Below are 13831 nucleotides of genomic sequence, written 5' to 3'. Positions count from 1 at the left end.
GAGACAGGGCCTTGTCCCGTGTTAAAGCGGCCGTTGCGATAGCGATCGCCCTGCTGTTCAGCGGCTGCACCGACTTCCCCCGCGACCCCGCGAACAGCCTCGATAAAATCCGCGCCAGCGGCACCATCCGCGTCGGCACCGAACAGGACTTGCCGCCCGAAGCACGGACGCTTGTGGAGCAGGTCGAAACGGCAGCAGGTGCAAAGGCCGAACTGCGGCGCGGCGCGCTCGAGCCGTTGCTGGACAAGCTCGAAACCGGCGAAATCGACCTCGTCGTCGCGCCGTTCACGAAGAAGACGCCGTGGGCGACCATGAGTGCGCTTTCACCGCCCGTGCGCACCGAGGGACAGGGCGAGCAAACCGTCGAATGGCGCGCCGCGATGCGCAGCGGCGAGAACCGCTGGATCATGCTTGTCGAGACCAGCGCGCGAAAGGTTGCGCGCCCCAAGGCGGCCCCATGAGCATCCATCCGGGCACCCATGCCGACGACCTGCCGCCGCATTTGCGCGCGACGTTGAAACGCGCCGAGCGGCTCGAATATTGGAACATCTTCTGGACGATCACCATCGTCATTGTGATGGGGCTCGTCCTCGGCCAGAGCCAGACGATGAAGACGGCGTGGATCGAGGATACGCTCGGCCTCGTGCCGCCGATCGCTTTCCTTGTCGCGGCGCGGATGGAGCGCAAGGGCAAAAGGTCGCGCAAATTCCCCTTCGGTTTCGAACGGGTCAACGGCCTCGGCTTTTTCCTCGCTGCGGTCGCGCTCGCGGCAACGGGCGCGCTACTCCTGTGGGATTCGACGATGACGCTGATCAAGGCCGAGCATGCCTCGGTCGGATCGATCGAGCTGTTCGGCCGCGACATCTGGCTCGGCTGGCTGATGATCGGCGCGCAGGTCTATGCGATGATCCCGCCGATGATCATCGGGCGCAAGGAACTGCCGCTGGCGGAAGAACTGGCGGACAAATTGCTCCACACCGACGCGCTGATGAACAAGGCGAACTGGATGACCGGGGCTGCCGGCGTCGCCGGAATCGTCGGGCTGGGGCTCGGCTGGTGGTGGGCGGACTCGGTCGCTGCGGCGATCATCTCGTTCGACATCCTCCACGACGGGATGAAGGCGATCCGCTCGTCGACCGCCGAACTGGTCGACGGCACGCCGCGCGCGCTGGCGAGCGCAGAAATATCGAAGGAAGCCGAAGCGCTCGAAGCGGCGCTCAAACAGCGCTACCCCGATGCGACGATCCGGCTGCGCGAGACGGGGCGGCTGATCCGCGCCGAAGTGCACGGCTGCCTGCCCGACGAACCTTTCGACGTGAACGGCCACTGGCCCGGAAAGCCCCAACGAAACTGGCGCCTCGCGCAGATCAGCTTCGTTCCGGCATCGGCAACCGAAGCCGGCGACGTTTAACCCTTGTCCGCTACCGCGAGATCGGCCCAGCGGTCGAGCAGCGCGACGCCGAAACCGGTCGCCCCGGGGCCACACCGGGAACTTCGCCGCGAGGCCCAGCCGGTGCCCGCAATGTCGAGATGCGCCCAGCGACGGCCGTCGGCGAACTTCTCGATAAACTTGGCGCCCGCGACCGGCGAGCCGCCGCCGACGCCGAACCAGCCCGGCGCGCCGAGATTCGAGACGTCGGCGACCGGCGATTCGACCAGATAGGCCATCGAGGCGACCAGCGGCAGGCGCCAGAGCAATTCGTGCGTCGCGGCACCCGCCCCGGTCAGGCTGGCAGCCAACGCATCGTCGCTGGTGAACAGCCCGGCAAAATCTTCGTGCAGCACACCCATGATCGCGCCGGTCAGCGTCGCGACGTCGACGATCACCCCGGGGTCATATTCGCGGATGGCATAGGTCACCCCGTCGGCGAGGACGATACGCCCCTCGGCATCGGTGTCCTGGACGTCGATCGTCAGGCCCGCCAGCGAGGTGATGACATCGCCGGGGCGATAGGATTTGCCGTCGACATTATTCTCGCACATCGGGACCACGGCGACGATATTGACCGGCGCCTTGCGCAAGGCCAGCCGTTCGATCGCGCCGAGCACCGCCGCGCCGCCCGCCATGTCGAACTTCATCTTGGCAATGCCGGGCCGGGCCTTGAGGTTGAGACCGCCGGCGTCGAAGGTCAGCCCCTTGCCGACGAAGGCCGCATCCCAGCCCTCGCGGTCGGGCGCCCCACGCCATTCGGCGATCGTCAGGCGCGGCTCGTTGGAGCTCCCCGCCGCGACCGCAAGAATGCCACCGGCACCGAGCGCTTCGAGCTCGGCAAGACCGAGCTGGCGAACCCGGACACCGAGCGGCGCAAGCGCGGCTTCGGCCTCGTCGGCAAATGCTGCGGGCGTCAGCCTGTTCGCCGGCTGCTCGACCCACGCGCGGGCGCGATTGACGGGATCGGCCCGCAGCCGCGCCTGCTCGGCGAGCGGCGCATCGTCCTGCGCAATTGACAGCGTCGATGCGAATTGCCCGGGTACCGGATTGCTACGCCCCTGATCGAGGCGGAAGCCGTGCAGCAGCACACCCTCGATGAGGTCGGCAAATGCTTCCCCGATCCCGAGTTCCGCCGCCGACGGCAGCCGTGCCGCGACGAGCGCCAAGGCGCGGATCGCCTCGACGGCATGGCCGCCGGCATTGCGCCAGCGATCTTCGCTGTCGTTCGCACCCGCCGCAATGACGACGATCCGGCTTCCCGCGTCACCCTCGCTGACGATATCGAGCCAGCGGCCGGGCTTGGCCTCGAAGCCGGTCGCTTTGACGACGGCACGGATGCGATCGTGCACGGCGGCGGGCGCATATAGTGCCTCTCCCGCGGCAAAGGCCAGCATCGGCGCATCGCTGCCGCCGGGTTTGATTTCGATGCTGGTCCAGCTTGTCATGGCAAAATCCTGTTCCGGGTTGAGTATCGGGGAAATTCGTTCAGCAGCCGGGCTTCGACCGGAATTGCGAGAGATGGTCGACGTCGGCGGCGGTGATGTCGGCGATCCGCGTCCGCCCCATCAATCCCATGTCGCGTTCGATCTCGCTGCGGAAGATCGACAGGATACGCTCGACCCCGGCCTCGCCACCCGCCGCGAGCCCGTAAAGATAGGGGCGCCCGATCGAGCAGCCGTTGGCGCCGAGCGCGATCGCCTTCAGCACATCGGTGCCGCGGCGCACCCCGCCATCGACGATCAGTTCGGCCCTGTCGCCGATCCGGTCGCGGATCGCCGGCAGATAATCGAGCGGCGCGCCCGCGGTGTCGAGCTGGCGCCCACCATGGTTCGACACCATCACCGCATCGACGCCGCAGTCGACAGCTTCCAGGCAATCGCCGGGCATGATCGCGCCCTTGATCACCAGTTTGCCGGACCACTGGCTGCGCAGCCATTCGACATCCTTCCACGTCGCGGTCCGGTCGAACTGCGCGTTGACATAATCGATGACGCTGGTCCCCGCGCTGCCGATATCGCCGACATGGTCGATGACATTCGCGAGTTGGAAGGAGCGGTTCTTGAGCGCGCCGAGCGACCAGCGCGGATGCCCCGCGAAGCTCATCAGGCTGCCAAGCGTGAAGCGCGGCGGCATGATCATCCCGCTCTTGAGATCGCGCTCGCGGTTCCCCGCCATCGCCGTATCGACGGTCAGGCACAGCGCGCCATAGCCATGCGCCGCGGCGCGTTCGAGCAGCGCGCGGGTCAGTTCGCGGTCGCGGAACAAGTAGAGCTGGAAATAGCGGTTCGCGCCCGTCGCGGCGATCGTCTCGATCGATGTCGTCGCCATCGTCGACAGGCCATAGGGCACGCCCGCCGCTGCCGCCGCGCGCGCGACCGCGGTTTCGCCCGACGCGTGGAAGAGCTGCGACATGCCGGTCGGCGACAGCATCAGCGGCATCGCGGCCCGGAAGCCGAGCATCTTGGTACCCGGGTCGATGACACTGACATCGACAAGCGTCCGCTGCGCCAGCACCCAGTCGCCGAACGCCGCGCGATTGCGCGCCAGCGTCCATTCGTCGTCGGCGCCGCCCTCCAGATAGTCGCGGATCGGCCGCGGCAGGGCGCGGCCGGCCAGCGCCCGGACATCGGCGACGTTAAAGGCTTTTGAAAGACCCGCCATGGCGATCAGCGCTCCCTGCCCGAACGACAACGATGCGCGGGTTCGCCGGCTATTTGGCGGTCGCCACCATATCGTTGCCCTGCGGATCGACGATCCGCATCGACCGGCGGTCCGCCGTACCGGCGGCGAGCGGTTCCCTGCGCGGGCAGAGGATGGCGAGCAGGCGGCACGGACTGCTGCCGACCCGGACATGCGCGTGCTTCATCTCGGCGTCGAAATAGATGCTCGACCCTGCGGTGAGGCGAACCGGCGCGTAAATCTCCGTGTGAAACTCCATCTCGCCTTCGAGGACGTAATTGAATTCCTCGCCGCTGTGCTGTGTGAAGGGACCATAGTCGGCGACGTCCTCGATCAGCAATTCGGCGACCACCGGCTGGAAGCGCTTCTGGAGCATGTCCGAGGCGTGGAACCATTCGAGATAGGTCCCGGCGTCGACCATCGTCCCGTCCTCGGGCCGCGTGATGCTGCGCCGCATCCCGTAAGCGGACGATTGCGGCATCGAAATCGCCATCGGCGCCGCGGTCCCGAGAAATTCCGCGATATCCGCCTGCAACGCGCGGCTGATGCTGTCGAGCCGTTCGAAGCTGGTCGAAATCTTGCCATTCTCGATTTTCGACATGGTCGAAAGCGCGACGCCGATCCGCTCGGCGAGTTCGGCCAGCGACAGTCCGGCCGCCTGCCGCCGTTCGCGGATCGCCGCCCCGACCCGCAACCGGCTGCTCGCCAACTCCGCCTTGCGTCCCGTCTTCTCGCGCATCGTTCCTCGAAAATCCTTTCCGTGCGCGCATCACCCCGCGATGCGGCGACCCGACATGGCCAAGGACGGCCTGTTTGTGCAAGCAGAAAGGGCGGCCTGTCGCCTTACTGACGGTACCCGACGACACGGCCGCGCGCCTTCGATCAATATTTGAACGTCACGGCGACGCCCATCGTCCGCGGGCGCTGCACGATGATCTCGTTGATCCCGTTCGCGGCGCTGCCGCTGAGCTGCGCGCGCTTGTCGGTCAGGTTGCGGACGAACAGGCTGATGTCGACACGCTCGTTTTCGACGCCCGCACGGACGTCGAACAACGCATAGCCCGGCATCAGATAAAAGGGATTGATGAGGCTCGATCGCAGGGAAGTGTAGCGTTTGCCGACGAATTTCGCGGTGCCGCCAACCACCGCCTGCCAGTCGCCACCGATCGGCGTGCGATAATCGAGCGTCAGCGACCCGCTCCATTTCGCGCTGTTCGGCAACGGATCGCCCACCCCCAGCGAAGCCGCCGCAAGCGGATCGACGCTGGTGATCTTGCCGTCGTTGTAAGCGATCGTCCCCGCCAGCGTCAGCCCATCGACGGGGCGGAGCGAAAGCGATCCTTCGACCCCGTAGACGCGCGCATTACCGCCATTGGCATAGGCGTTGAGGCCGCCGCTGCTGACCTGGATGAGAATATCCTTCCAGCGCATGTAGAAGGCCGACAGGTCGATCGTGCCCTTGCCGTCCCAGAATTTGGTTTTCAGACCGCCTTCGAAATTCTCGGTCGAGTCCGATTTGAAGCTCGGCGGCAGGCCGGGAACCGCGAAGTTCGGGCCGCCCGGGCGGAAACCCGTCGCATAACGGGCATAGATCATCCCGTCGGGCGAGAAATGATAACGCGCGGTGAGCAGGTAGGTCTTGACCGTTTCCGATCCGCGCGTCGTTCCGGTATCGGCAGGAACGGGATCGAGGCCCAGGAAGCCGAGGAAATTGTTGAACGCGGCCGCGTCGCTGCCGTAAAATGTCTGGTTATAGGCTTGGCTGATCCGGCCGATCCGGAGGCCACCGGTCAGGTCGAAAGCTTCGCCGAACTTGTAGGTCAGGTTACCGAAGCCGGCGATTTCCTTATAGGTGTCGTTGACGCCGAAGCCGATCGCCGGCGCCAGCGTCGGCACCTCCTGGAAATCCGGATCGAAACCGACGACGTTGGTCGAGGTCCGTGCCTTTTCATAGGTATAGAAGGCGCCGAGGACATATTGCAGCGGACCGTCATCGGACGAGGCGAGGCGCAATTCCTGCGAGAATTTCTTGACCGGCCCTTTGGCATCGGCGCCCGCGGCCGTACCGGCGGGAACCGGAACACCTCCGAACGCGGTGAAAACGGGTAGCTGCGCGTTGAAGGTCAGCGCGTTGAGGACGACGTAGGTATCGATCTTCTGATAGCTGCTGACCGATGTCAGGTTGGCGAACCCCAGATCATAATCGACCGTGCCGATGAGCACGTCGGAGTTTTTGCGATATTTGCTGTAAAGTTGCTGGTCATAGTGAAGGTCGGTGAGCGGCTTCCGGTCGGCACCATAGACGACATAATCCTGCCCGAGCTGGTTCACCTGCTGGTGAAAGCCGACGATGTTGATGCTGAGTTCGGGAGTCGGCTCGAAGCGCAGCGACCCGTTGATTCCCCAGTTGCGCTGGCGGTTGAAGTCGTTGATCCCAGCGACGCTGTTGTCGATGAAGCCCGACGGTCGGTCGATATAGCCCGACACGCGCAGGCCAAGCATATCCTGGACGACCGGCGCGCTCGCCGCGGCGCGGAACGAGTAGCTGGTGCCGCCGTGCTGGGTGCCGCTGAGTTCGCCGCGGGCGATTGCGGTAACCCGATCGAGGTTCGGCCGGGCGAAGGTATAGGACACGAGCCCGCCGAGGGTGTTCGCGCCGTAAAGCGTGCCCTGCGGGCCCTTCAGCACCTCGACACGCTCGAGATCGATCGGATCGAGGTCGGTCGAATTCGCACCGCCGAGATTGAAGGACGAGCTGGGACCGACCGGGGCGCCGTCGACCACGATCCCGACGATCGCGCCCAGATTGGTGCCGGTGGTCAAGCCGCGGATGACGGGCGCGCCGCCGCCACCCGTCTGGCTGACCTGCACGCCGGGGGTCAGCGCCAGATAATCCTTGAGACTGGTGTAGCCGCTGTCGAGCAGGTCGCTGCCGCGGAAAGCGGTGATCGCGCTCGGCACGTCGAGCTGACGTTCGGGCCGCTTGTTGGCGGTAACGATGATGTCGCCGCTTTGATCGCTCGCGCTGTCGGCGGGAGACGCTTCCTGCGCCCAAACGCTCGTCGGCATCGCCGCCGCCACAAGCAACATTGCCATCATCCGGTTGTTCATAATCCGTCCCCATCCCGGCGCCGCCGCTCGACGCTTTCCTAATTTCTTAAATGGAAACTCATTTTCTCAAATCTGTCAATCCATCTTTTCCAGAGCGCACTTCAAATCGACAAAGGACAATCGACATCCCAGCCTCGGGCTGCTTCAATTCCCTGAATTATGGGCCTATTGGCTGCCCTTCGACAAATTGCTTGACCGAGGCGACTTTCCATACTTTCCTAATGCGAAATATCGCAAACAGCCGGCGAAGGGTTTTCGAGTCGCATTGCGGCCGGGAACAGGCCGGAGCAAACCGGGAGAGACAGGATGGCAGCATATCGTTTCGGCACGGCAAGCGCCGCCGAAGCAGGCTTTTCGGCAAGCGTGCTCGCCGAACTCGATGCCTATTTCGATACGATGGTCGCAAACAGCGAATTGCCGGGACAGGTGATGCTGCTCGCGCGCGGCGACACGATCGTCCACGCCCATGTCGCCGGTTTCGCCGATTGCCGCGACCGTCGCCCGCTGCACGCCGATTCGATCTTCACGCTGTTTTCGATGAGCAAGCCGCTGGCGGCCGTCGCGATGCTGCTCCTATACGAGGAGGGCAAGTGGCAGTTCGACGACAGCGTTGCCGATTATCTTCCCGAATTTGCCGGAATCGCAGCACTTCCCGACAGCAACGCCACCCGTCCACCCACGATCCGCGAACTGTTTACGCACAGCGCCGGCTTCAGCCTCGGCAAGACCGTCGAGGAGATGCAGGAAAAGCTGGCCAAGCTGAGATGGCACGACGCCCGCTCGCTTACCGAGCAAATCGGCCGCTATGCGTCCTTGCCGCTCGGATACGAGCCCGGGACCGCATGGGAATATAGCGTCGCCACCGACCTTCAGGCCGAAATCGTCGAACGGCTGAGCGGCGAGCGGTACGACCTGTTCCTGAAGAAGCGCGTCTTCGACCCGCTCGGCATGCAGGATACAGGCTTCACGCTCGATTACGACCAGACGCGCCGGCTGGTGTGCGGCCATGTCTTCGACCCCGAAACCGGCCGGCTGCGCACCGCCACCTCCGAAGAGCGGATGGAATCGATCTTTCCGATGGGCGGCACATCGTTCAAATCGACCGCCGGCGACTATGCCCGCTTCGCCCGCATGCTACTTCAGCGCGGCAGTCTGGGCGAGGTACAAATCCTGAAACCCGAGAGCATCGACCTGATGCTGTCGAACCATCTGCCGGAAGACCTGCTCGAAAATCGCTATCCGATCCTTCATTATGTGATCGGTCAGGGCAATGGCCACGGCCTCAACGGCATGGTCTGCGTCGATCCGGCCCGCGCCGGCCGGCCGGTGGGCACGGGCACCTATGAGTGGGGCGGCGCGTTCGGCACCTGGTTCTGGATCGATCCCGAGAACGATATCCTGTGCATCGGCATGACGCATCGCCAGCGCATCGCGACCGACATGCGCCCGCCCGAAGTGGTCGCACAGGAACTCGTCTATCGCGCGCTGCGCGAAGCCTGACCGACTTTCGTCCCGAAACCATCAACCTCAGCAAAAAGGCAATCCGCGATGAGCTTCTCCATTCAGGCCCCGATCGACCAGTTCGAGCTGCCGCACCCCGGCGGTACCGGCACCTTCAAGATCAGCGTGTCGCGCGTCGCCAATCCGCCGGCTGACGGCAAGGTGCCGGTATTGTTCGTACTCGACGCCGACATCGGCTTCGCGCTCGCGGCCGAGATTGCCCGCCTTCGCGGTACCGTCGGCACGCTGCCGACCGCGATGATCGTCGGGGTCGGCTATGGCGCGGAATATACAGAATTCGCCAAGCTGCGCACCGCCGACCTGACGCCGCCGCTGAGCGAGGCGGGCCGCGCCGCGCTGGGCGGCATGACGGGCATGATCGGCGACAAGGACGGCGGTGCCGAGGCGTTCCTGACCTTCCTCGTCGACACGCTCGCACCCGAAATCGAGCGTCGCTATCCCGAAGCCTCGGCGACCGACCGCATCCTTTACGGCCATTCGCTCGGCGGCCTGTTCACCGCTTATGCCCTGCTCACCCGCCCCGACGCCTTCGCGACCTTCCTTGCCGGCAGTCCGTCGCTGTGGTGGGACGGCTTCGCGGTGCTGGGCCACCTTCCCGACTTCGCCGGACGGCTGGCCGGGGTCGAGCGCCAGCCACGCGTTCTGGTCAGCGTCGGCGGGCAGGAGCAGGAAGCGCCGTCGAAGGTTCCCGCCGGGCTGGAAATGACGATCGAACAGATGCAGGCGATGGTGGCAGCCTGCCGCATGGTCGATGCGGTCCCCGAATTCGTCGCGGCGCTGCGCGAGGCCGGCCTTGCCGAAGCCGACAGCTATATTTTCGACGGCGAGGACCATGGCAGCGTCATTCCCGCCGCGATGATGCGCGGCCTGCGCTTCGCGGTTCCCGATCCCGCCTGAACAGCGACAAAGCCCGCGTGGGTCAGGCGGGGACGTAAGCCAGCCTGATCACGTCGCCGCCGATCCGCTCGTGCGTCACGAGACGGAGCGGCGGCCGCGGGCCCGCGAAATAGGGGCGGCCCTGCCCCAGCACGACTGGATGCAGATATATCCGGTATTCGTCGATGAGACCGAGTTCGGTGAGGCTCTGCGCTATTCCCGGACCGGCGACCTCGATCTCTCCGTCGCGATCGGCTTTTAGCGCCCGGACCGCCCCCTCCAGATCGTCGCCGATCAAAGTCGCGTTGGGTCCGGCTTCGGTCAGCGTCCGCGAGGCTACCCATTTGTGCTGCCGGCGCCAAGCCGCGGCGAAAGCGCGTTCGTCCGGGCCCCATTCGGGATGCTCATCGTCCCAATAGCGCATGATTTCATACATGGTGCGGCCATAGATGCTACCCGTCTGCCCGTCGGCCTCCTTAATGAAATGACGGAAGAGAGTGGCGTCGGGCGCGAACTCCATATGATCGACATAGCCGTCGAGCGACTGGTTCATTCCGAACACGATCCTGGCCATATCCACATCCTTTCGACAGGCCGGCCATGTTCGCGAAACCGGCGGCGGAGCGCAATCGGCTTTCGGCATGGTGACGATATGAAGGGAATGGCGCCCCGTGCAGGATAAACATAACGAATATGTGTCGCCGTTTGCACTACCTTAGAGCGGGCGGACGCCGCCGACGCCAGCCTGGCGCCGTCTCCCACAGCCATTGGCGCTACTGCTTAGGCGAGATATCTGGCCGCTAGGGACCTAATGTTCGGGGGGCGAAGCTACGGTTGAATCGATCGATGTTCAATCGCGTAGGTTGATCGCTGCCATTCCAGCGGAGCGCAGATCTGCCCGATGCGAGCACGTCACTGGCTTCGGGTAACTTGAGCCGGGTGATCGACTGACCGCTGCCATGCTGCGGCAACGAGGTAGATCCCTGCCGCAATCATAGGCACCGTGAGCCACTGACCCATGTGAAGCCCTGTTCTGGCTGCGAAGCCGACAAGCTGGGCATCGGGTTCTCGGAAGAACTCGACCGTAAATCGGGCCAGACCATAGCCGATGAGAAACACCCCGACGAGCATCCCCGGCTTGCGCCGCGCGTCGGTGAACCAGAACAGGAAGGCGAGCACGGCGAACAGGACCAACCCTTCCAGCCCGGCTTCGTAAAGCTGGCTGGGATGGCGGGCGAGACCATCATGGCTTCCGGGGAACACAATCGCCCAGGGCACATCGGTGGGCTTTCCCCAAAGCTCGCCATTCACGAAATTGGCGAGACGACCGAAGAACAGGCCGATCGGCACGGTGCAGGCGACATAATCATGGACCCGCAGCCATTCGAGGCCGTGTCGTCGCGCGAACAGGATCAGCGCGAGCGAGACGCCGGCGGCACCCCCGTGGAACGACATGCCGCCATCCCACAGCTTGAGGATTTGCAGGGGGTGGAGGATCATCTCGGGACCGTAGAAGATTACATAGCCAAGGCGGCCACCCAGGATGACGCCGAGCGTCGCATAGAATACGAGATCATCAGCCTGCTGGCGGTTCATCGGGGCCGCGGGTTGGGCCAGCAGCCGCAACAGATACCACCATCCGGCAATAATGCCGGCGATATAGGCGAGCGAGTACCAGCGGATGTCTAGCGGGCCTATGGAGATGGCAATCGGGCTCAATCCGAGGCTGGCAAATGCGATATGGCTATCCAAGGATTGTATCCTGCCAGCGAGGACGGGTGCTCGAGCGCGCCATGGGATTACTCCGGTGCGATTGAAGCGCCGGCATCCTTGAGCGCCGCGAACCCGCCGGGGACGTGGGCGACATTCTCCACGCCCATATCCTTGAGTGATTTTGCGGCAAGCGCTGAGCGGGCGCCGGACCCACAATAGAGCACCAACCGCGATCCGGCGGCGAGTTTGGGATTGTGGGTGGGGCTTTGAGGATCGACCTGGAATTCCAGAAGGCCGCGCGGGACATGTACCGCACCAGACACCAGCCCTGACTTCGCGACTTCACCTGGCTCGCGGATGTCAACGAACCGTACCTCGGGATTGCCGACAAGTTTGGCTGCATCCTCAGGCGCGATAGTTTCGACAAGGGCATTCGCTTCAGAAACGAGCTGCTTCGAGGTGCGTGTTGGCATCGACTTTCTCCTGTAAATGAACCTGAAGCGGATCGCTCAGCCCTGCTCGGACTTGCCGCCTATTTGGCGTAGCCGCTCCGGCAAATCTGTTGGGCAATCACCGCAAAGCTTGTTTGCCGGAACGGCAACGTCGATCTTCTTCGGGTAGGGAAGATCGAGAGCCGCCATGATCGCGACAAATTCCTGAACGGTCTTGCCGGCAAGGCGCGGGTTTCGCTCACGCTCCTGCGCCACTGTCGTGATGTGGCGATGATTGTAGTCGTGAGCGGGGAAGATCAGACCGTCGCCCGGCAGCGTGAAAATCTTCTGCGTGACCGAGTGATAGAGCGTGGCGGCGTCACCGTTCTGGAAATCGGTCCGCCCACAGCCGTCGATCAGCAGGGCGTCGCCGGTGAAGGCGCGAAGACCATCGGGCTGATCGACCAGGTAGGTATGGTGGGCATCGGTGTGCCCCGGCGTAAACAGCGGCTGAAGCTTGAGCGCGCCGACGGTCAGGGGCTGGTCCTCGGCGACGCCGACGTCAGCACACGGAAGGCTGTCCATGGCGGGGTACGCGATCTTGGAGCCGGTAAGGCTGCGAAGATAGCAGGCCGAGGTGACATGGTCCGCATGCACATGCGTCTCCAACGTATAGGCCAGTTCGAGATCCAGTTCCTGAAGTGCGGCAAGGTCGCGTTCGATCGTTTCGAGGACAGGATCGATGAGGACGGCTTTGCGCGTTTCCGGGCAGCCGAGGAGGTAGGTGTATGTCGAGGACTCGGGTTCGAACAACTGACGAAAGATCATGATCGGCCTCCAATGGTGCTTAGCTGCCGATCCCGCCCAGGCTGCGGAACAGCATGTAGGCGGCCACGGCCAGCAGGACGAAAGCGAAGATGCGGGTGAGCAGGCCCTTATGATCGGCGAGCCGGATGGCCGTTTGCATGCCGGCCATGCCGCCAGCGACCCCGCCAGCGATGAAGAAGCCGGCCACGCGCCAGTCCACGAGGCCTGACAGGGCATAGTTGAAGGCTGTCGCCGAGCCGAACGCTCCCACCGAAAACAGCGACGATCCGACCGCGTTGAGGATGGGCATGCCGCTGCCGAGCATGATGCCGGGCACAATCAGGAAGCCGCCGCCGATGCCGAAGAACCCTGACAGCAGGCCGGCGAGAAGGCCGATCACCACGAGCCGGACAGCGATTGGCCGCGTGATCCGCACGTCCGGATCGCCGCCGCCCGACTTGCCCCGCAGCATCGAAACCCCGACCACGATCATCACGCCCGCAACAGCACCAGGAGGTGCTGACCCGCCACCATCTTGCCCAGGGTGGAGCCGACCAGAGCGCCGACGACACCCGATGCCCCGAAGACGAGGGCACAGGGCCACTTCACGGTTCCGGCCCGGGCGTGTTGGATCAGGTTGGCGAAGGCGTTGGCAGCGACCGCCAGCGCGCTCGTACCGATCGCGACGTGCGGGTCCTTCATGCCCACGACATACAGCAGCAATGGTAGGGCCAGGATCGAGCCGCCGCCGCCGATCACCCCGAGGGTGAAGCCAACGAGGACACCGGATATGAGCGTGAGGATGTCGACCAGTGTCATAGTGCAGCTCCGGCCCTAGCCGCACGATAGTGTTCCTGAATGGCGAAGAGGCCCATGCCCACCAGCATCGCCACGATGAACACCAGCGCCGCCGGCGCCCCGAGGCTCAAAGCAACGAGGGCTGGGCCAGGGCAATAGCCGACGAGGCCCCATCCAACGCCGAACAAAGCCGCGCCGGAGAGAAGCTTCTTGTCCAGGGACCGGGACGATGGCCCATTAAACGTGGCTGCGAAAAGCGGAGCCTCGCGCCTTCGGCCGAGTGCAAATCCCAAGGCGGAAACGATGACGGCTGAGGCCAGTACCAGGGCCAGGCTCGGGTCCCACGACGGCGCGGCGACATCAAGAAACGCCAGCACCTTGCCTGGGCTAATCATGGCGGAAACGATCAGGCCGAAGCCGAAAATGAGCCCCGAGGCCAGCGCAATGAGCAGCTTCCTCATTG

General features: G+C 64.4%; 13 protein-coding genes and 1 pseudogene. 4 read left to right on the top strand and 10 right to left on the bottom strand.

What is annotated here, in order from left to right:
- Positions 1 to 11 precede the first annotated feature (11 nt).
- On the top strand, positions 12 to 461 hold the full coding sequence (locus LH19_RS06240) for a transglycosylase SLT domain-containing protein (RefSeq protein WP_054725954.1): 450 nt from the start codon (positions 12 to 14) through the stop codon (positions 459 to 461).
- Positions 458 to 1411, top strand: coding sequence for a cation transporter (locus tag LH19_RS06235; RefSeq protein ID WP_054725952.1), 954 nt, complete (start codon positions 458 to 460; stop codon positions 1409 to 1411). Before LH19_RS06240 ends, LH19_RS06235 begins: the two co-directional genes overlap by 4 nt.
- On the opposite strand, the gene LH19_RS06230 is transcribed toward LH19_RS06235, so the two are convergent.
- The 4 genes from LH19_RS06230 to LH19_RS06215 all read right to left on the bottom strand — a co-directional run bounded on the left by LH19_RS06230 (position 1408) and on the right by LH19_RS06215 (position 7222).
- Positions 1408 to 2877: a leucyl aminopeptidase family protein gene (locus LH19_RS06230; RefSeq protein WP_054725950.1), complete on the bottom strand. Its 1470-nt coding sequence runs from the start codon at positions 2875 to 2877 to the stop codon at positions 1408 to 1410. The genes LH19_RS06235 and LH19_RS06230 overlap by 4 nt on opposite strands.
- Positions 2878 to 2917: 40 nt before the next feature.
- Entirely contained in the window at positions 2918 to 4093 is a 1176-nt protein-coding gene (locus tag LH19_RS06225; RefSeq protein ID WP_054733115.1) for an alpha-hydroxy acid oxidase, read from the bottom strand.
- 49 nt (positions 4094 to 4142) lie between these two features.
- Positions 4143 to 4850, bottom strand: a complete 708-nt coding sequence (locus LH19_RS06220) for a helix-turn-helix domain-containing protein (protein WP_054725948.1) — start codon at positions 4848 to 4850, stop codon at positions 4143 to 4145.
- A 143-nt stretch (positions 4851 to 4993) separates the two neighbouring features.
- Positions 4994 to 7222, bottom strand: coding sequence for a TonB-dependent receptor (locus LH19_RS06215; protein WP_054725945.1), 2229 nt, complete (start codon positions 7220 to 7222; stop codon positions 4994 to 4996).
- 306 nt (positions 7223 to 7528) lie between these two features.
- On the opposite strand from LH19_RS06215, the gene LH19_RS06210 reads away from it, so the two are divergent.
- Entirely contained in the window at positions 7529 to 8722 is a 1194-nt protein-coding gene (locus tag LH19_RS06210) for a serine hydrolase domain-containing protein (RefSeq protein ID WP_054725942.1), read from the top strand.
- A gap of 48 nt (positions 8723 to 8770) precedes the next feature.
- Positions 8771 to 9640: an alpha/beta hydrolase gene (locus LH19_RS06205; RefSeq protein WP_054725939.1), complete on the top strand. Its 870-nt coding sequence runs from the start codon at positions 8771 to 8773 to the stop codon at positions 9638 to 9640.
- A 22-nt stretch (positions 9641 to 9662) separates the two neighbouring features.
- Here the strand turns inward: LH19_RS06205 and LH19_RS06200 are convergent, their stop codons facing one another.
- The 6 genes and pseudogenes from LH19_RS06200 to LH19_RS06175 all read right to left on the bottom strand — a co-directional run bounded on the left by LH19_RS06200 (position 9663) and on the right by LH19_RS06175 (position 13829).
- Entirely contained in the window at positions 9663 to 10193 is a 531-nt protein-coding gene (locus LH19_RS06200; RefSeq protein WP_054725935.1) for a dihydrofolate reductase family protein, read from the bottom strand.
- 338 nt (positions 10194 to 10531) lie between these two features.
- Complete coding sequence (lgt, locus tag LH19_RS06195) at positions 10532 to 11371, bottom strand: prolipoprotein diacylglyceryl transferase (protein WP_082395462.1); 840 nt, start codon at positions 11369 to 11371, stop codon at positions 10532 to 10534.
- A gap of 47 nt (positions 11372 to 11418) precedes the next feature.
- Positions 11419 to 11805 (bottom strand): rhodanese-like domain-containing protein, encoded by a 387-nt coding sequence (locus LH19_RS06190; RefSeq protein WP_054725933.1) that lies wholly within the window; start codon positions 11803 to 11805, stop codon positions 11419 to 11421.
- Positions 11806 to 11841: 36 nt separating this feature from the next.
- Positions 11842 to 12591: an MBL fold metallo-hydrolase gene (locus LH19_RS06185; protein ID WP_054725930.1), complete on the bottom strand. Its 750-nt coding sequence runs from the start codon at positions 12589 to 12591 to the stop codon at positions 11842 to 11844.
- 19 nt (positions 12592 to 12610) lie between these two features.
- Positions 12611 to 13389: pseudogene (locus LH19_RS06180) on the bottom strand (sulfite exporter TauE/SafE family protein).
- Entirely contained in the window at positions 13386 to 13829 is a 444-nt protein-coding gene (locus LH19_RS06175; RefSeq protein ID WP_054725928.1) for a DUF6691 family protein, read from the bottom strand. The pseudogene LH19_RS06180 and the gene LH19_RS06175 overlap by 4 nt, the downstream one beginning before the upstream one ends.
- Between the last annotated feature and the right edge of the window lie 2 nt (positions 13830 to 13831).

Source organism: Sphingopyxis macrogoltabida (genome assembly GCF_001314325.1).
GTDB lineage: Bacteria > Pseudomonadota > Alphaproteobacteria > Sphingomonadales > Sphingomonadaceae > Sphingopyxis > Sphingopyxis macrogoltabida.
The sequence above is the reverse complement of the archived record's forward strand: the minus strand, read 5'-3'. Positions and strand labels throughout refer to the sequence as shown.